General features: G+C 66.1%; 10 protein-coding genes and 1 pseudogene. 3 read left to right on the forward strand and 8 right to left on the reverse strand.

Translation table 11 applies throughout. The features are described from left to right. Window positions 1–353: 353 nt before the first annotated feature. Complete coding sequence (locus ACQPWU_RS08550; RefSeq protein WP_433438223.1) at window positions 354–1,490, forward strand: cellulose binding domain-containing protein; 1,137 nt, start codon at window positions 354–356, stop codon at window positions 1,488–1,490. Here the strand turns inward: ACQPWU_RS08550 and ACQPWU_RS08555 are convergent. From ACQPWU_RS08555 to ACQPWU_RS08575, 5 genes and pseudogenes are all read right to left on the reverse strand, one after another. After that, window positions 1,491–1,946: pseudogene (locus tag ACQPWU_RS08555) on the reverse strand (substrate-binding domain-containing protein); the annotation flags it as partial. A gap of 75 nt (window positions 1,947–2,021) precedes the next feature. Further along, on the reverse strand, window positions 2,022–3,794 hold the full coding sequence (locus ACQPWU_RS08560) for an RICIN domain-containing protein (protein ID WP_433438224.1): 1,773 nt from the start codon (window positions 3,792–3,794) through the stop codon (window positions 2,022–2,024). Window positions 3,795–4,076: 282 nt separating this feature from the next. Continuing rightward, window positions 4,077–5,561, reverse strand: a complete 1,485-nt coding sequence (locus tag ACQPWU_RS08565) for an arabinofuranosidase catalytic domain-containing protein (protein WP_433438226.1) — start codon at window positions 5,559–5,561, stop codon at window positions 4,077–4,079. A gap of 82 nt (window positions 5,562–5,643) precedes the next feature. Continuing rightward, complete coding sequence (locus ACQPWU_RS08570) at window positions 5,644–7,593, reverse strand: lectin (protein ID WP_433438227.1); 1,950 nt, start codon at window positions 7,591–7,593, stop codon at window positions 5,644–5,646. A 139-nt stretch (window positions 7,594–7,732) separates the two neighbouring features. Further along, complete coding sequence (locus ACQPWU_RS08575) at window positions 7,733–10,126, reverse strand: ricin-type beta-trefoil lectin domain protein (protein WP_433438228.1); 2,394 nt, start codon at window positions 10,124–10,126, stop codon at window positions 7,733–7,735. Between the two features lie 1,255 nt (window positions 10,127–11,381). Here ACQPWU_RS08575 and ACQPWU_RS08580 point away from each other — a divergent pair. Both ACQPWU_RS08580 and ACQPWU_RS08585 read left to right on the forward strand, forming a co-directional pair. Then, window positions 11,382–12,962, forward strand: coding sequence for a lectin (locus ACQPWU_RS08580; protein WP_433438230.1), 1,581 nt, complete (start codon window positions 11,382–11,384; stop codon window positions 12,960–12,962). Window positions 12,963–13,156: 194 nt separating this feature from the next. Continuing rightward, entirely contained in the window at window positions 13,157–14,500 is a 1,344-nt protein-coding gene (locus tag ACQPWU_RS08585) for a glycoside hydrolase family 43 protein (protein WP_433438231.1), read from the forward strand. Between the two features lie 185 nt (window positions 14,501–14,685). On the opposite strand, the gene ACQPWU_RS08590 is transcribed toward ACQPWU_RS08585, so the two are convergent. The 3 genes from ACQPWU_RS08590 to ACQPWU_RS08600 all read right to left on the reverse strand — a co-directional run bounded on the left by ACQPWU_RS08590 (window position 14,686) and on the right by ACQPWU_RS08600 (window position 18,368). Further along, window positions 14,686–16,323 carry a GH39 family glycosyl hydrolase gene (locus tag ACQPWU_RS08590; RefSeq protein WP_433438232.1) on the reverse strand — a complete coding sequence of 546 codons (1,638 nt, stop codon included), beginning with the start codon at window positions 16,321–16,323 and terminating at the stop codon, window positions 14,686–14,688. A 166-nt stretch (window positions 16,324–16,489) separates the two neighbouring features. Further along, window positions 16,490–17,431: a carbohydrate ABC transporter permease gene (locus tag ACQPWU_RS08595; RefSeq protein ID WP_433438233.1), complete on the reverse strand. Its 942-nt coding sequence runs from the start codon at window positions 17,429–17,431 to the stop codon at window positions 16,490–16,492. Next, window positions 17,415–18,368, reverse strand: coding sequence for a carbohydrate ABC transporter permease (locus tag ACQPWU_RS08600; RefSeq protein WP_433438234.1), 954 nt, complete (start codon window positions 18,366–18,368; stop codon window positions 17,415–17,417). Before ACQPWU_RS08600 ends, ACQPWU_RS08595 begins: the two co-directional genes overlap by 17 nt. Window positions 18,369–18,383: the final 15 nt, after the last annotated feature.

The raw sequence follows: 18,383 nt of genomic DNA on the forward strand, positions 1-18,383 counted from the left end.
CACCCGGGCCATCAGGGCAGTTGCGAGCGCTTCCCTGGTCAGAAGCCGAGGGAATGGGGCGTCGCGGACGAGCGTCGCCAGGAGAAAGACCGTTTCCTTGACAGGTCTGTCACCGTCATATTTGCTCCGCTGCGTCACGGCTAAATGGTTTCGCCATCCAGATGCCTTCATATTCCAGCCACGGAGGGAGTTCTGTGATGTTAAGGCGCAGATCCTTATTAGGAGCGATCGCAGTCGCGGTGCTTCTCGTCATGGCCATGGGTCACTCGGCGTTGAGCAAAAGTCTCGGCGGAGCCGCGTCATCCACGGCCGGCACCCTTGCGGCGACTGCCGGTTGCGGCAAGACGCCGACGTTGAGGAGCGGTACACAGTCGATTCAGACCAGCGGCAAGAATCGCTCCTTCATCCTGCGGCTTCCCGACAACTACCAGAACAACACGCCCTACCGGTTGATTTTCGGGTTCCATTGGCTGGGCGGCACGGCCGTCGACGTCGACTCGGGCGGAACCAGTGGCTACCCCTGGTCCTTCTACGGACTCAGGCAATTGTCGAACAACGGCGCGATCTTTGTCGCGCCCCAGGGCTTCAACAACGGCTGGGCCAACTCCGGAGGAGAGGACCTGGTTTTCGTCGACGACATGATCAGGCTCATCGAAGCAGATCTCTGTGTCGACACCTCGCAGCTCTTCGCCACCGGTTTCAGCTACGGCGGCGCCATGAGTTACGCGATCGCGTGCGCCCGGGCGAACGTCTTCCGCGCGGTCGCGGTCTTCTCCGGCGCCCAGCTCAGCGGATGCAGCGGCGGCACTCAACCCATCGCCTACATGGGGCTCCACGGCATCGGGGACACCGTGCTCGACATCTCGCAGGGACGCTCGCTGCGTGACCGGTTCGTCCGGAACAACGGGTGCACCGCACAGAACCCGAGCGAGCCGAGTTCGGGCAGCCGGACGCACATCATCACCGCCTACTCGGGATGCCGGGCCGGGTACCCGGTCGTCTGGGCGGCGTTCGACAACGGTCACATGCCGGGTCCAGTGGACGGGACCTACAACGAGAGCGGCATCACGACCTGGACCAAGGGAGAAGTGTGGAAGTTCTTCTCCCAGTTCGCAAGCGGCCCGACGCCCACCCCCACTCCCACTCCCACTCCCACTCCCACCCCCACCCCGACCCCGACCCCGACCCCGGTGCCCGGTGGATGCGCGGCCACGATCGAGACGGTGAACTCCTGGCCCGGCGGCTTCCAGTCCACCGTCACCGTCCGAGCGGGCACCAGCGCCATCAACGGCTGGACGGTCAGCTGGACCTGGTCCGGCGGGCAGACGATCGGCAGCCTGTGGAACGGCATTCGCTCCGGCTCCGGAGCCGATGTCAGCGTCCGCAACGAGTCCTACAACGGCTCGGTCGCGGCCAACGGCGCCACCACGTTCGGCTTCACCGCCAACGGCACAGCGGCCACACCCGCTCTCTCCTGCAGCGCCTCCTGATCAGATGACGGCGCGGCGACGCGCCGGCCCCGGCCGCGGCACCCTCGTCACCAGTGGGGCGCCGCGACCGGGGCGAACACGTGCCCGCAGGCGGGCACTGGACGCGGGCTCGGCGCGAAGCCGCCCCTCGTCAGGAGGGCAGGGAGTCGCGGGGCGCGCGGGTGCGGTGGTCCCGCGGAGGGAGATGGGCGGGGCGAGGAGGAGATCGCGGTGCGGAGTGTCGGGATCGGCGATGCGCTCGATGAGCAGCTCGACGGCGCGGGTGCCGAGCTCGTCGGCGGGCATGTCGGCCGCGGTGAGCGGAGGATTCAGGTTCTCGGCCAGGTGCCGTGCGGCGACGCCGGCGATGGAGAAGCCCCTCGGCACCGCGAGGCCGGCCTGCTCGAGCCCGCGGTAGAGGCCGGGCATGGCCGCCTCGTTGATGGTGGCGATGGCGGTGAGGGCAGGGTGCTCGGCGAGGAGTTCGTATGGAAGAGCGGGCCTGCGGGGCTTTCGCCGGTCACAGTCCGGTGATCCCCGCCGGCCATCGGGTCAGCTCTTTGTCCATTTCTGGCTGGTCGTGCCGGTGCAGGACCACAGCTGCACCTTGGTCCCGTTCGCGGTCGCGAAGTTGCTCGCTTCCATGCAGAGGCCGGACTGCACGCCGGTGATGGTGCCGTCGCTGTTGACGTTCCACTGCTGGTTCGCCTGCCCGTTGCAGTCCCAGATGATCACCTGGGTGCCGTTGCCGGTGCCCTGCCCCTTGGCGTCCAGGCACTTGTTGCCGTACACCTGCAACTGCTTGGACGAGGTGAGGGTCCACTGCTGGTTGTTGCCGCCGCCGCAGTCCCAGAGCTGGAGCTGGGTGCCGTTGACCGTGCTGGCGTTCGGGACGTCCAGGCACCGGCCGGCGTTGACGTTGCGCAACACCGACGTCGACCCGCCGCCAGGGCCGGGGTTCGTGGGAGGCAGGAGCGTGATGGTGTAGGTGTCGTCGATGGCGGTGTGCGGTAGGTTGACCGTCGTGTCGTTGCCGGACAGGGTCACCACGGAGTTCTGGACGGTGGCCGGACTTTGGACGGCGCCGCCGCCGTTGTAGGGGATGCGCTCGGCGACGACTCTTACCTGATTGTTCTGCACGATACCGCTCGTGGTGTCGAGGCGCCGCAGGTTGACGGCGATGTTGCCGGTCGTGGTGCCACCGCCGACCAGGATCTTGGCCGTTCCGGCCGCCTTGGTGGCGAACGCGTCGTATGAGGAGCTGGGGGTGACGGACGCGATCTGGCCGGTCTGAGAGCCGTAGAAGTGGTAGACCCACCATTCGCCCTTCGGCTGGTACTCGCCCGCCGAGTTGCGGACGAGCAGGTTGGCGAGGTCGTTGTGCAGGTTTCCTCCGCCCGCCCAGTTGGCGCGCAGGCCGTCGGCGCCGGCCCTTTCCAGGCGTGCGATGTACCAGGATCCGTCACCTGGGTTCTGCTCGTTGGACGCCCCGTACTCGTTGATCTGGTACGGGCGCGGGTGCGGGATGACGCGGGAGTTCAGCGTGGTGTCCGCCGCCGCCACGTTGGCGACCGGGTCGCCGGGCAGGGAGTGCCAGCTGATGATGTCGGGGACCACGTTGTTGGTCTTGACGTAGTCCAGATACTGGTTCCAGAACGGGTGGGTGGTCGAAGGTACGCATGCGCAGCTCGGCCCGACGATGAGATGCGTCGGGAACGCGGCCCGGATGCGCTGGTAGGCGCGCCGCCACATCTCGAAGTACTGGGATTGGGGGCGGTTCCAGAACAAGGTGATGTTGGGCTCGTTCCAGAGGTCCCACTGTACGGTGGCGCCCGTCGCCCGTACGTCGTTGATCAGGCGGGTGAGAAAGTTGTCGTAGTCGGTCCAGTCACCGTTGTCGCCGGGGAAGCGCGAGATCGGATAGCCGTCGGCACCCCACAGGTCGTGGACGAGCAGGATGAACTCCCCGCCCAGCGATCGGGTGCGCAGCAGCTGAGCGCGGGTGGCGTTCCACCGGCGGTCGTACTTGCCCGACACCCAGCCGCCCGGGCTGTCGAGCTGTGCCCCGCCAGCGCGCATGTACCGGAACTTCACATCGGTGTAGAAGCGGTCCGGCGGCGCCGACGCGTTCTCGGTCATGCCGTAGATCCACCCGGAGGCGCGGTAGGTCGGAGAGCCACCGCCGACGGAGAAGTCGATGGTGATGGCCTCGTCGGCGGCCAGGGCCGGCGTGGCGGCCGTCATGACGGGGCCGGCGACGAGTGCGCCGACGGCAAGGAAGGCGGCGATCGCGCGGCGGCTTCTGTGCCGCCTGCAGACGTTCATCTCGGACTCCTCACTAGGGGATGTTGTGCTCACATGCGAGCGGCTCAGCTCTGTGGGCGGGTCGGAATCAATCCCAGATGTCCGGTGCCGAATCGTTTCGCCCGCGCCTGGGTCTCGTGATCATTCATGTCAGTGGCGTGTCGTCATGTACGTGGAGGTGATTCCGAACCGCCTCCCGCACCGGCCCGAACGTCGGCCACCGGTTCGTGAGGAACCAAGTGGGCCGACGTTCGAGTTGATGAAGGCGCCGCCCGCGGGTTCGTGGATCGGGGGCGGCCCGGATCAGCGGTAGCCGGCGGAGACGATGTTGGCCTGCACCGCGTTCTCGGTCGCGTCGGACGGGTAACCCGAGACCATGGCTCCTTCGTAGAAGGTTCCAGCGCTGAGGTTGGCGCCGCCGTCGGGCTTGCAGCAGTCGCCGCCGCTTCCCAAGACGATGGCCCCCTGCTTCTTCATCGGGCTGTATCCCGGGGGCAGCGAGCCGTCGTAAAGGGTGTAGAGGCCGCCCGACTGCGCGTCGCTCCCCTTGATCGCGAATCGCGACGTCCCGTTGTTCTTGAGCGTCGCTGTGACGAACTTGCTGGTGAAAGCCCGCTGGTTCGGGTTCCAGGACTGGCTGCCCCCCGGGAACAGCCCCCACTCCAGGTCCGCCTGGACCCAGGGGCCGGTTCCGGAGCATCCGCCGAACCAGCATTGCCTGCTGAAGTTGATCGCGTCCATGGCTCCAGCGGCGTCAGCCTTACGCGTCGTCTCGCTGTTGCCATAGTCGAAGCAGCAGCCGCTGTTGACGTGCGTGCCGCTGGTCACCATGTACATGCCCTCGGGTGCGCTGCCGGTCGGGACACCCGTCAGGTGGCCGTCCCTCCAGTAACTGTTGCCAGGGTTGATGTACAGCGAGTACGCCTTGTTTCCCCCGACCGTCAGCGACTCGGAGGTCGCGGTCGCGGGCTTGCTCTGGGGTGAGCCGGGGACCACGCTGGATCCCTGGTACCACAGGTCGTTCCCTCTCCCGGACTGGTCGTAGACGACGGTGACGACACAGGAGGTACCGGCGCAGAACGAGTCCTGGGCGGAGGCGTCGGCGGAGCCGCCCGCGGTCAGGACGGCGATGTTCCTGGTCGTGTTGTCGGAGGAGCGCCTGACCTGGTAGAGGTTGCCGTTGTACGAGCCGTAGAGCGCCCGAACCGTGCTGTGCGCGGCCACACAGGGTGTACCCCCCGAAGCGTAGATGTCGCATGGGCGCGTGCCACTCGGGGGACCTGTGGTGGTGTTCCACTTCTGGTTGGCCTGCCCGTTGCAGGTCCACAGGATGACGGCGGTGCCGTTGGCGGTGCCGGCCTGGTTGACGTCCAGGCACAGGCTCGACTGGATGCCGGTGATGGAGCCGTCGGAGTTCTGCCGCCACTTCTGGTTGGCCTGACCGTTGCACGACCAGATGATCACCTGCGTGCCGGGTGCGGTCTGGTTTCCGTAGGCGTCCACGCACCGCGTACCGTTCAACGTCCGCAGTTCGCCTGCGGCGGTGAACTCGAACGACTGGTTGGCCATGCCGGTGCAGTCCCAGATATCCAGCCCGGCGCCCGGCGTGTCGACATTGCCCTTGACGTCCAGACAACGTCCCGAAGCGGCGCTCACCAGCGGCGCCGACGCAGCCGACGCCGGCATTGTCCAGGTCAGCGCGGTCGCCAGCATCGTGGCAAGCATCGCCACCACGCAAGCGGCGACGGCCGCCGGTAGGCGCCGCCGGGGAACGGATGAAGGCTGCATGGTTCTCCTCCTTGGGGGGTGAACCGGCGTCTTCGCCGAACCCGGGGCCGGTCGCCCGGATTCGGCGAAGACGCTCGGTATGTCAGGTGCGGGTCCAGCGTTGGTTGGCGCCGCCGTTGCAGGTCCAGATGGTCAGCTTGGTGCCGTTGGCGGTGGCGCTGTTCGGCACGTCGAGGCACTTGTTCGCTCCGACCGCGGTGATGGTGCCGTCGGCGTTGAGTCGCCACTTCTGGTTGCTCTGGCCGTTGCAGTCCCAGATGATCACCGCGGTGCCGTCCGCCGTCCCCGCCCCGTTCACATCCAGGCACTTGCCGCCGTACACCCGCAGCTCACCCGCGGCGGTCGACGTCCACTGCTGGTTCGACTGACCGTTGCAGTCCCAGATCTGCACCTGCGTGCCGTTGGTCTGCGAAGAGTTCGGGACGTCGAGGCACCGGTTGGCGTTGACGTTGCGCAGCGCCGCGGCGGACCCGCCGCCCGAGTTGATCTGCCCGTTGAAGGTGAGCTTCACGACGTACGCGAGCGCGGAGTATGGCTGGCTCGGCAGCGTGACGTGCAGGCCGCTGGAGTCCTGTCCGCGCGTCGGCAGATTGATGTACGTGCCTGCCGTGTCGCCGATCATCTCCACCTTGTCGAGGTTCGCCAGGTCGACCTTGCCGGTGCCCAGCGAGGCGAGGTTGAGTGTCGCGCCGTTGCCGGGCCATCCGAGCACGGTCGCGTACAGGACGGTGTTGTCCTTGCTGCGGGTGTAGCGGATGTCCTGCGCCGTGCCGGCACGTGGTGTGGTGAACGAGCCGCCGCCCATCTTGGTAGGGCCTTCGCCGTAGGTGGTCCACGCCCGGGTGGAGTAGATCGACTCGCCATTGCGCCTCAGATAGGTGCCGAAGGCGTTCAGCACGTCTTTCTGGCCCTGGGGAATCGTGCCGTCGATCATGGGCGAGATGTTGAGCAGCATGTTGCCGTTCTTACTCACCCGGTCGATCAGCGAGTGGAGCATCGCGGGCGCGCTGTAATAGCTGATCCCGTTGGTGTAGGACCAGCTCGAGCTGCTGATGGCGTCGTCGGTCAGCCAGTAGGGGTACTGGATGTCGCCGGGGCCGCCGCGCTCGTAGTCGAAGACCTCGCCTCTGTTGTTGAAGCCGTCCTTGTAGGTGGCCACGACCTCTTTGCCCCACGCGTTTGCCTGGTTGTAGTAGTACGACAGGAAGTTGAGCCGCTGCGACTCGTCGACGCGGGTGAGGTTGAAGTCCTGCCACAAGATGTCCGGCTGGGCCTTGTCGACGACCTCCTTCAGCTTGTCGTACCAGAGCTGGTTCTCCGCGGCCGAGCCGAGCTGCCCGTAGAGCTTCTTCAGCGACGTGGTGGGCTGCGTCGGCACGTGGTCGTAGTAGCCGGTGAAGTTGTAGGCGTGGTGCATCGAGACCAGCAGCTTCATGTTCTTGGCGCGGATCGCGTTGGCGAACAGCTGCAGCAAATCCAGCTTGGGGCCTCGGCCGGCCGAGTTCCACTCGTTGACCTGGCTGTTCCACATCGAGAAGCCGTCGTGGTGCTCGGCCACCGGACCCGCGAACTTGGCGCCGGAGTCGGCGATCAGTTGGGCCCACTCGTTGGGGTCGAAGTTGCCGCCCGCGGACTTCAGACGTGGGGCGAACTGCACCCAGTTGCCTGCCTTGTCGCGGGCGCCGTCGATGAAGTTGTTGTACGGCCAGATCGAGGGATCGCCGTAGGTGTTCTTGTGATACGTGTTGGCGGCCTGCCCGGAGATGTACATGTTGCGCGGATACCACTCGCTGCTGTACTGAGGGGTGGCGAAGGCTCCCCAGTGCCAGTAGATGCCGAACTTCGCGTCCTGGAACCATTCCGGGGCGGCCGGATGCTGGTCCACCGACGCCCACGTCGGCTGGTAGACGGCGGGCGCGGCCATGGCCGAGCCGGTCAGGGCGGGGGCGGTGAGAAGGGCTGCTCCGGTGAGTAGAGCGGTGCCGGCAAGGGCGGTGCGTCTACGGAGTGTTGACAGCTGGTTGGGTGACACGCTGTCTCCTGGGGGTGGGATGGTGACTGTGTCGTCCGCTGGCTCACCAGCGGTTTCGGTTGGAGAGGGGTAGCCCGCGGCGACCTTGGAGAAAAGCTTCAAGGGGAAGATGGCGCGAGGCCGGTGACCGGCCCCTCTCTCAGCTACGGGTCCACTTCTGGTTGGTCCCGCCGTTGCACGTCCAAAGGACGATCGGGGTGCCGTTGGCGGTGCCGGAGCCGTTGGCGTCCAGGCACAGGCCGGACTGGACGCCGGTCACCGTGCCGTCGGCGTTGAGGTTCCATTGCTGGTTGGTCCCGCTGTTGCAGTCCCAGATGATGACTCTGGTGCCGGAGGTCGTCCCGGCGCTCTCGGCGTCCAGGCACTTGTTGCCGTATACCTGGAGTTGTTTGGCGGACGTGAGCGTCCACTGCTGGTTGGCGCCGCCGTTGCAGTCCCACAGTGCTACCTGGGTGCCGTTGGTCTGGGACTGGTTCGGCACGTCGACGCATCGGCCGGAGGCCTGTCCGCGCAGCACGCCGCCGTTGCCGCCGCCCTGACCGGGGGTGATGCTCAGGTTGTCGAACTGGGCGGTCTCGGTGGTGGCGGTGCCGACGCCGACCTGGCCCGCACCCCAGGTGGCATCGGTGACCGAGCCCACCTGGGTGCCGTCGATGGAGGCGGTGATGGTGCTGCCGGAGAACCCGAGCGCGAGGGTGTGCCAGCGGCCGGTGCCGAGCGCGGCGGCCGTGCCGCTGCGCAGCGTTGTGACGGCGGCGTCGGTGTTGTTGCGCTGGATCTGCCAGGCACCGGTGTCGGTGACGCGGAAGTAGTAGGCGTTCAGTCCAGCCGGGCCGAAGCTGCGCTGGGTGCCGGCCCGGCCGATCAGCTGGACGTAGCCGCTCTGCTCCAGCAGGACGTCGGCGGAGACGGTGTAGTTGTTCCACCCCAGGTCGCCGAGGAGCGCGTACGGGTCGGAACCGCCCGTCCACAGGATCGGCTGGCGGGGGGCCATCTGGCGCACGCACCGGCCGGACCGGCCGCCGCCGCAGGTGGCCACCTCGAAGGAGCCCTGCTGATCCATGAGGTACTTCGCCTCCCGGCCCACGGCGTAGGAGTCGAAGCCGTCGGTGTACGGCAGGGCGAGCGAGCCGCGGGAAGGGCTGGTGGCGGTGCCCTTGCCTTGGCCGGTGGTCGTGGTGATCGAGTACACGTAGCCGGGCTGCACCGTAAGTGAGAACGCGCCACCCGAGGGAGTCAGGTCGGCGGTGCGGACGAAGTGCTCGGAGGGGTTGCCCGAGTTGACGTTGGTCGCCCAGACGTGCACAGCGCCGGTGGACAGGCCGCCAGTGAGGGTGAAGTTCAGCTGCTGGGCCGTGGTGGCGTCCATCGTCTCGATGATGACGCTGTAGTCGGAGGTGGTCGGCGACTTCAGCGACACGTAGCTGCCGTTGTTGCGATTGCCGCCGATGTAGCCCGTGGAGGCGTCCAGATACTTCCAGCCCGGCGCGGTGAACTGGGTGGTGTGGGCCATCACCCAGGCGTTCTTGCCGATGGAGTAGTAACCCGACCAGGGCTGCGGCGCGACGGCCACGCCCATGGTGGCGAAGGGCAGGTTCGGCGGGATCGCCGCGATGACCGGCCAGTTGATGTAGGCGGTCATCTTGCCGTCGATGTAGTCGCGGTTGATGCCCCGGGCCAGCGCCTTGGCGCCGTCGTTGTAGTCGTCGGAGCCGTTCTCGCTGGCCCACAGCGTCTTGCCGGAGTTGATGGCGGTCGTCGAGCTCGGGCAACTGGTCTGGGGGCCGCGATAGCCGCACACGTAGTGGGCGCCGTAGACATCCACGGCGTTGCGGAAGGCGCTGTTGCCGGCGGCGTCGTCAGCCACGCCGAAGCCCCAGTCGTCCGAGGCGATGATCTTGACGTTGCCGAACCCGCGGGACTCCAGCGCCGTGTTGAGGTTGACGTACCAGTTCAGGTCGCGGCCTTTTTCGTTCCAGCCGCCCAGGTAGTCGATCGTCAGCCCGTGGCTGTTCTTGGCGCAGCCGAGCCAGTCGACCAGATAGTTGATGGTGTCCTGGGACCAGAAGTTGCCGTTGCCGAGCCAGCCGGGAGCGCCCCAGGAGAGGCCGACCAGCTTGATGTTCGGGTTGCGGGCCTTGGCCTGCTCCATCAGCCACCATTCGTAGCCGCGGTTGCAGTCCAGGTCGCTGGAGGTGTGCCGGTGGCTCGGCTCCGCGCCGCTCGTGGAGTTGGTGTCGCCGCCGATTTCGACCTTGAGGATCTGCATGGCGGCGCCGTAGCCGGGCTTGAACAGGTAGTCGAGGATCTCGCCGCGCTGCGGCTCGGGGTAGTCGATGAGCAGGCGGCTGTTTCCGCCGCCACCGCTGATGGCGCCGACGCCGTCGAAGGTTCGGCCGCCGGAGCCGCCGTTGATCGTGATCCCGACAGCCGCCTGGGCCGGCGAGATGCCGATCAAGGCCATCGCGGCCGTCACCAGTGCGACCACGAGGGCCGAGGCCAGGCGCGCCTTGGTGGTTCTTCGCCGGATCATGAGGAGATTTCCTTTCGACGAGGTATGTGACGGTCGCCCGGCCTCAGTCGATGGCGGCGTTTCGGCGGTGGCGAGGCCGGAGAACTCGAAGTGCTTAGCGCGCACCCCGTTCGGTTCTGGACCGTTGTCAGGGCATGGTGGGATCAGCGCTTTGGCCGTACCGGTCCACGCCCTTCCTGCTTGCGTCGCGGCGTGTGCGCCGAGCGCCATGGGCGCGGTGCTGTTGCCGTAGGCCTTGGTGAATCCCGCCTGGCGAAGTCAGTCGTGATGTGTCACAGCAGCAGGTGGCTGCCATCGCTCCAGTACCCGGACGACTGGGCATCCGGCTCAAGGAGGAAGTGCGGCCGCATCCGTCCGGGCTGAATGATCGCCGGGCACGATCCGGGATATGGCGTCGTCGCCCATGCCTGAACCTCCAGTGCTGGATCAATGAGAGACATGTGGGGAGACCTTCGTGATCCACGACCGGTCCATCGCCGGACACATCACAGCCGAGGGCTCCTGCCGCTCACCACCGATTCCGGCAGAAGCCAGCCGCCTTGCGGACTAAGTGTGGAAATCAACACGAAACAAGTCAAGGCGCTGACGAATCGGTTCGATGGGATGGTGACACCTGGGAGGCCTGTGCGCTGGTGCGTCCCTGTCATGCCATGCCGCCACGGGATGAACGTTTCATCACCTCGGCCCGCCGCGACAACGCGGCCGCACCCGGTCAGGCCAGATCAAGCCACTTCGGCACGCGGCGGAACCGTGGCAGAGAAGGGCCGGACCCTTGACGGATCTTCTCGCGTCATATTTGCTCCGCCACACCACCACCTCAGCCGGCCTGAGCGGAAGGAGCACCGGATTCGCCAAGGCGATGTTAACGCTAACAGATCATGTTGAGGAGCCGCCGGCGTACCGAATCGGCTCGGTCCCCGACCGTGTCCACCATGCGGCGCGGGTACGGCTGTTCGGCGTCCATGCCTGGCGTTCTATGCGACCGCATCAGGTGCGCCAGGATCCCTGCCACACGCGTTCGTTGAAGAGAAGGTTGAGGTTCAGTGTGATACCGCGAACCTTACGAATCGATTCGACCCGCTCGCTGACGGAACGACGGGGCGGTCGTCCGCCTCCGTTTGACCACTCCCTGACCCGACAAGGGAGCGCCCGCAATGAGCGAGGGCAGCGCGCCCCAGCCTCCAGGTGAACCTTGCAGAACCCGCGGCGGATCGCCCGGAGATCTCCCCGACACCCCGGTAGGTAGAGGAATCAGATGCGCAGAATTCTTGGCTTAGCGCTGGCGGCGGTGCTTGCAGCCGCGTCCATCGTAGCGATCGGCGGTGAGACGTCGCCCGTCGCCGCCCTGGACAACGGCCTGGCCCGCACGCCCCAGATGGGCTGGAACGACTGGAACAGCTTCGGCTGTAACGTCAACGACGGCCTGATCCGTCAGACGGCCGACGCCATGGTCTCCAGTGGCATGGCGGCGGCGGGCTACACCTACGTCAACATCGACGACTGCTGGTCCACCAAAAGCCGCAACTCCAACGGTGACCTGGTTCCGGATCCACAGAAGTTCCCCAACGGCATCAAGGCCCTGGCCGACTACGTCCACTCCAAAGGGCTCAAGCTCGGCATCTACTCCTCGGCCGGAACCACGACGTGCGCCGGGTACCCGGCCAGCCTGGGCAACGAGCGGCGGGACGCCGCTTTGTGGGCGTCCTGGGGGATCGACTACCTGAAGTACGACAACTGCGGCGACCACCAGGGCCTGAACGGGCAGCAGCGGTACACGGCCATGCGTGACGCGTTGGCCGCGACCGGGCGTCCGATCGTGTACAGCCTGTGCAACTGGGGCCAGGAGAGCGTGTGGACTTGGGGGATGCCTGTGGGCAACTCCTGGCGCAACACCGGCGATATCGCGGCGAACTGGAACTCGATCACGGGCATCCTGGACCAGCAGGTCGGGCTCGACGCTTACTCGGGCCCAGGCGGGTGGAACGACCCCGACATGTTGGAGGTGGGCGTCGGCGGGGTGACGGGGACCGAGGGCCGCGCGCACTTCAGCCTGTGGTCGCTGCTGAACGCGCCGCTCGTCGCCGGAAACGACATCCGCACGATGAGCGCCGATACGCGCACGATCCTCACCAACACCGAGGTCATCGCGGTCAACCAGGACTGGGGCGGCAGGCAGGGCCACAAGATCAGCGACAACGGCAACCTTGAGGTCTGGCGCAAGCCGATGTCGAACGGCTCGGTCGCGACTGTGCTGCTCAACCGGGGCACGTCGACCTCGACGGTCTCCACCACCGCCTCTGCCCTGGGGCTGGGGTCCGCGTCCTCCTACTCGGTGCGCGACCTGTGGGCGCACACGACGTTCTCCTCGTCCGGGACGATCAGTGCGTCGGTCCCCGGGCACGCGGCGGCCATGTATGTCGTGACCGGAGGGGGCATCGTCACGCCCCCGTCCACGGGCGCGATCAGGGGTGCGGGGTCGGGCAGGTGTCTCGACGTCCTGAACTCTTCGCAGACCAACGGCACGCAGGTGCAGATCTGGGACTGCAACGGCCAGGCGAATCAGCAGTGGACGCCGACCGCGGGCGGTGAGTTGCGGGTCTACGGCGGCAAGTGTCTGGATGTGTACAACCGGGGGACCGCCGACGGCACCAACGTCATCATCTGGGACTGCAACGGCCAGGACAACCAGCAGTGGCGCTTCAACTCCGACGGCACCATCACCGCCGTCGGGGCGAACAAGTGCCTGGACGTGCCGAACAACGCCACCGCCAACGGCACCAAGCTGACCATCTGGTCGTGCAACGGCGGCGCCAACCAACGCTGGACCCGCACCTGAGCCGGCGAAGGTGCCCCAGCCACTCGATCCGAAGCCGCCCCGCGGCCCGACGCACCGTAAGGACCGGTGGCGTCATTCAGGAGCGGGCCGAGGCGAGGTTTCACATCCCGAACATCCGCACTGTCTCAGGAGTGATCGTGAGATCGGCATTTCAGTTACCCGCCAACATCAAGGCCTGGCGCAGAATCGCGTGGATGGCGGTCCTGCTCAGCATCGCGGCATTCTTTCCCGCCACTGCGGCCAGGGCCGACAACCCGATCGTCCAGACCATATACACCGCTGACCCGGCTCCGCTTGTGTACAACGGCCGGGTGTACCTGTACACGGGGCATGATGAAGACGGCTCGACGTACTTCACCATGAAGGAATGGCGAGTCTGGTCATCCACCGACATGGTGAACTGGACCGACCACGGCTCCCCGCTGAGCGTCGCCACCTTCAGCTGGGCGAAGTCCGACGCATGGGCGGGCCAGACCATCTACCGTAACGGCAAGTTCTATTGGTATGTCCCGACGACCAACCGGGCGACCGGCCGGATGGCCATCGGGGTGGCGGTCTCGGACAGCCCTACCGGGCCGTTCAAGGACGCCCTCGGACACCCGCTGGTCGAGAACGGCGAGATCGACCCCACAGTCTTCATCGACGACAACGGGCAGGCCTATCTGTACTGGGGCAACCCGCACCTGTGGTACGTGAAGCTGAACGCCGATATGATCTCCTATTCCGGCAGCCCGACCCAGATATCCCTCACCACCGCGGGGTTCGGCACGCGCACCGGGGATGCGAACCGTCCGACCCTGTTCGAAGAGGGGCCCTGGGTCTACAAGCGCAACGGCCTGTACTACATCGTGTTCGCGGCGAAATGCTGCTCTGAGTTCATCGCGTATTCGACGGCCCCCGGTCCCACCGGACCATGGACCTATCGGGGGACGATCATGCCTACGCAGGGCAGCAGCTTCACCAACCACCCGGGCGTCATCGATTTCCAGGGAGGTTCGTACTTCTTCTACCACAACGGCGCGCTGCCGGGTGGCGGTGGATTCACCCGTTCGGTGGCCGTGGAGAAGTTCACCTACAACGCCGACGGCACCATCCCGACCATCAACATGACGACGACGGGGGCGCCTCAGGTGGGCACCCTGAATCCCTACGTCCGCCAGGAGGCGGAAACGATCGCCTGGGAGTCCGGCGTCGAGACGGAGCCCGCCGGCGAAGGCGGCATGAATGTGGGGTGGATCGAGAACGGCGACTCGATCAAGGTCAAGGGCGTCGCCTTCGGCGCCGGCGCGACGTCGTTCGATGCGAGGGTGGCCTCGGCAACCAGCGGCGGCAAAATTGAGCTTCGCCGGGACGGCCTGAACGGCACACTGATGGGAACGTGCGATGTCCCCGGCACCGGTGGTTGGCAGACCTGGGCGAACGTCTCCTGCCCGGTGAGCGGGGCGACAGGAACACACGATCTGTACCTCAAGTTCACCGGCGGAAGCGGTTACCTGTTCAATGTGAACTGGTGGAGGTTCAACGCCGCCGGTGCCTAGCCGACGTCCACTCCCACCCGAACCCATGAGCCCGAACGCGCGCTCTGGCCCGCGCGACGGCGCCATGAATGGCCGTCATGGGTGCACCGTTGCGGCGGTGCACCCAACACCGGCGGCGAGCAGTTCGTCCCGCTCGGCAACGGCGCCCACGAGGTGGCGGCCCGGGCGGCGTCGAATTCCACGGGTCAGGCCGACTGCCTCAACGACATCACCGCCCACGGCGCGAGTTCTACATCGAGGTCCAGCACACCGGTGTCCGGCACGGTCAGCGTGAACCTGAGGAGCGAGTCGGCGACTCTGCTCAGGTACTCGCTCTCGGCCCGGGACGGGTTGAGGGGTGACCCGAGCCCGTACCAGGCCTCGGCGGCGTTCCCGTGCTCCCAGTCCACGATCTCGACGAGGAAGGTGGTGCCCGGTTCAAGCCCGCCGATCGAGTGGTGGATCCTCCGGCTCGGCCCCATCTCGGCCAGCGCGCGTGTCGCCGGGTACGAGTTCTGCGAGGCGACACCCCTCATGGCCATGTCCTCGGGGTAGTTGAAGAACACTGCCGACAGAGCGGACGTCCGGCTGTCACGGGTCACGACGCCGTCGGACGTCGCGAGGAGCAGCCGGTCGCCGAGCCGTTCCAGCATCGTGAACGCGTGGAATGTGGGCTTGTGAATGCCGCCCTCGTTCATGAGGCCGAACCCGCCGTGAAACGGTCCCATCCCGGCGCCTCCCTCCTCGAACACGTCCGTGAAAGTCCAGTAGGCGATCGAGTCGGCGACGGTGGCGCACTTCAGGTACGACCGCGTGATATAGGTCGCCGCGAACAACGTGTCGTGGATGAAGTCGCGGGCCGACGGCGACGTCGACCACTCTGTGATGTGGATCTCCGCATCGGGATACGGGCTGTTCTTCACGAGCTTGCGAAGGAGGGTCAGGTCGTCGAACGTCGCATCGGCGTACCGGGTGATATGCACCCCCTCGCCGTTGGCGCCGAACGCGAAGTCGGTGGGGTACAGGTGCGTCGAGACGAAGTCGATCGGGAGTTCGCGCTCCGCGCACCAGGCGATGAAGTCCTCGATCCACACCGGGCGCCAGTCGAGCCCGTCCACGTCGGCCGCGGTGGCCGTCTCGTGCATCGCGGGGCGGTCCTCGACTTCGCCCTTGTAGCGGTCGTCGGGCACGAAGACGCTCGTTGCGGGCCCGCCCACCTTCAACGCGGGATCGATCTTTTTGATCGCCCTCACGGTGTGCTCGTAGAGCTCGAAGTACTCGGTTTTCGTCCCGGTCCAGAAGTGGGGAACCAGGTTCGGCTCGTTCCACACCTCGAATCGCCACTCGCGCACCTCGGCGAGGCCGTACCGGTCGATCCAGTGCTCGACCGACCTCGTGACCAGCTCGACCCAGCGCGCCATGTCCTTGGGCGGGCTGCAGTGAGCGCCCCACCAGAACACCGTCTCAGTCTCCGTCGCCAGCTCGCGCGGCATGAAGCCCAGCTCGACGAATGGACGGACGCCGCAGTCCACAATGAAGTCGAACACCTTGTCCACATAGCTGAACGTGTACGCGGGCGAGGAAAGGCGTACGTTCGGGCCGAAACCGCTGCCGTAGCTCTCCCGGTACACGAACATGTCATCGTGAAAGACGCCGTGAAAGCGGATGTACTGGATCCCGCATGCGGCGACGACCTCGGCGAATTGTTGTTGCCAGTCCGCGCGCAGTGCCTCGTTCGCCCGTCCGGCGCCGATACACCTGCTCCAGACGTGCGGGAGCGCACTCTCGTGGCATTGTCCACCGTCTATCTGGAGTCGGGGTTCGAACACACCGTCGCTCGTCATGGTCTCACTTCTCTTCACAAAAATGTCTACGGGTGGGAGATGGTCGACGGCGCCGCACGCCGGCCTCCGTGACGTTCCCGAACGCGAGACCGCCACGGGGGAGAAGTCGTGCGACGCCGCGGGATGCGGATGCCAGGTCAGATGTCAGGCCGCCGGCATGTCGCTTCTAGCCCTTGATGGCGCCCAGCGACAAGCCTGACTGCCAGTACCGCTGCAGGCTGAGAAACGCGATGATCAACGGGACGATTGTCAGCAGCGCGGACGTGATCACGAGATTCTGGATGAGGGCGCCGTTCCCGGCCGACGAGCCCAGTTTGTTCCACTGATTGATTCCGACGGTCAACGGATACCAGTCGGGATTCTTGAGCATGATCAACGGCAGGAAGTAGTTGTTCCAGATTGATACGAACGAGAAGAGCAAGACGGTCACGCTTGCCGGCGCGAGCAGCGGAAGCGCAATCTGGAGAAAGGTCCTGAACTCCCCGGCGCCGTCGATCTTCGCAGCCTCGATCAGGCCAGTCGGTACGGCTTCGGCCGTGAATACCCACATCAGGTACAACCCGAACGGGTTGATGAAGGACGGAATGAGAACCGCCCACGGGGTATTGGTCATGCCGACGTGCGCGAACAGCAGGAACTGGGGGATTGCCAGGGCGATACCGGGGACCGAGATCGATCCCAGTACGACCAGCAGGAACACCCGCTTGCCCCTGAAGTCGAGCTTCGCGAGGGCATACCCGCCGAGGGCGGCCAGGAAGGTCGACACGGTCGCACCCACGACGACGTAGAGAACGGTGTTGAGAAGCCACCGGGAGAAGATCCCGTCCTGGTAGCTGAACACCTGCACGATGTTGTCCCACAGGGCGAACTCGCGACCGGGCGCGAGCCCGAACGACGACACGAAGTCGGCCTGCGACTTGGTCGCGTTGATGACCAGCCACACGAGGGGCAGCAGGCAGTACAGGGTGAACAGACCCGTCATCACGGTGAGAGTCGTGCTCTTCTTGGGATTCTCCACCGTGTAGAGCCGGCGGCTGCGACCGGAATGACGGATCTGCGTGCCGGAGGCTTTACCGGCCTCGGCTCGCCGGCTACTGGTCGGATGCATTCCTCAACCCTCTGATCTGGACGGCGTAGGCGACGGAGATCGTGATCGCTGCCATGACGAGCGCGAGTGCTGCCGCATAGCCCTGCTGGGAGCCGGTGAAGGCCAGGTTGTACGCGTACAGGTTGGGCGTGTAGAAGGTGGTGACGCCGCTGTTGGCCACCATCGAGGGCAGGATCTGCGGTTCGTTGAACATCTGGAACGTGCCGATGATCGAGAAGATGATCGTGACGACCAGGGATCCGCGGAGTGCCGGCAGCTTGATCGCGCGGACGATCTGGAACTCGTTCGCCCCGTCGATTGCGGCCGCCTCGTACAGTTCGCGGGGGATGGCCTTGAGCGCGGCGTAGAAGATGAGCATGTTGAAGCCGGTGAACGCCCACGTCACCATCAGCCCGATGGAGATGAGCGTGGTACCGGGGGCGAAGGGATTGATGTCCGTGCCCAGGGCGTCGTTGAGGCTGCCGAACAGGCCGTACTTGACTCCCAGCAGGAATCCCCACATGAGGGTCGCCACGATCGCCGGCACCGCATAGGGGAGGAAGATCGTCACCCGCAGGAACTTGGTGCCGTGCACGCGCATGGAGTCCAGCGCCAGCGCCAGCGCCATGGCGAAGATCAGCATGATCGGTACCTGGACGAGCGTGAACCGGAAGACGCGTCCCACCCCGTCCCAGAACTGCGGATCGTGGAGCAGCTTGCCGTAGTTGGCGAATCCGACGAAGGTGTTGCCCCCGATGAGCTTCTCCTGGAAGAGGCTGAGGTAGGCGGCGTACAGGATGGGCACGATGAACACGAGCGCGAACAGCGCCCCAAAAGGCGCTATGAACGCCAGTCCGATCTGTGACTTCCGGCGCTTGCGAGTTGGCGCCGAATGCTGTGCCGTATCCGGCGCCGCCATGGCCGAAGCGGTGACGTCGACCCGACGTGCCAGGCCCATGTCCGTGTTCCTTCC

The sequence above is a fragment of the Nonomuraea sp. CA-141351 genome, assembly GCF_050944675.1.
GTDB lineage: Bacteria > Actinomycetota > Actinomycetes > Streptosporangiales > Streptosporangiaceae > Nonomuraea.

What these genes read in the sequence shown, in the direction of transcription:
- ACQPWU_RS08560 (WP_433438224.1), bottom strand. Translation starts at nt 3,794, where the DNA reads ATGAACGTCTGCAGGCGGCACAGAAGCCGCCGCGCGATCGCCGCCTTC.
- ACQPWU_RS08565 (WP_433438226.1), bottom strand. Translation starts at nt 5,561, where the DNA reads ATGCAGCCTTCATCCGTTCCCCGGCGGCGCCTACCGGCGGCCGTCGCC.
- ACQPWU_RS08575 (WP_433438228.1), bottom strand. Translation starts at nt 10,126, where the DNA reads ATGATCCGGCGAAGAACCACCAAGGCGCGCCTGGCCTCGGCCCTCGTG.
- ACQPWU_RS08580 (WP_433438230.1), top strand. Translation starts at nt 11,382, where the DNA reads ATGCGCAGAATTCTTGGCTTAGCGCTGGCGGCGGTGCTTGCAGCCGCG.
- ACQPWU_RS08585 (WP_433438231.1), top strand. Translation starts at nt 13,157, where the DNA reads ATGGCGGTCCTGCTCAGCATCGCGGCATTCTTTCCCGCCACTGCGGCC.
- ACQPWU_RS08590 (WP_433438232.1), bottom strand. Translation starts at nt 16,323, where the DNA reads ATGACGAGCGACGGTGTGTTCGAACCCCGACTCCAGATAGACGGTGGA.
- ACQPWU_RS08595 (WP_433438233.1), bottom strand. Translation starts at nt 17,431, where the DNA reads ATGCATCCGACCAGTAGCCGGCGAGCCGAGGCCGGTAAAGCCTCCGGC.
- ACQPWU_RS08600 (WP_433438234.1), bottom strand. Translation starts at nt 18,368, where the DNA reads ATGGGCCTGGCACGTCGGGTCGACGTCACCGCTTCGGCCATGGCGGCG.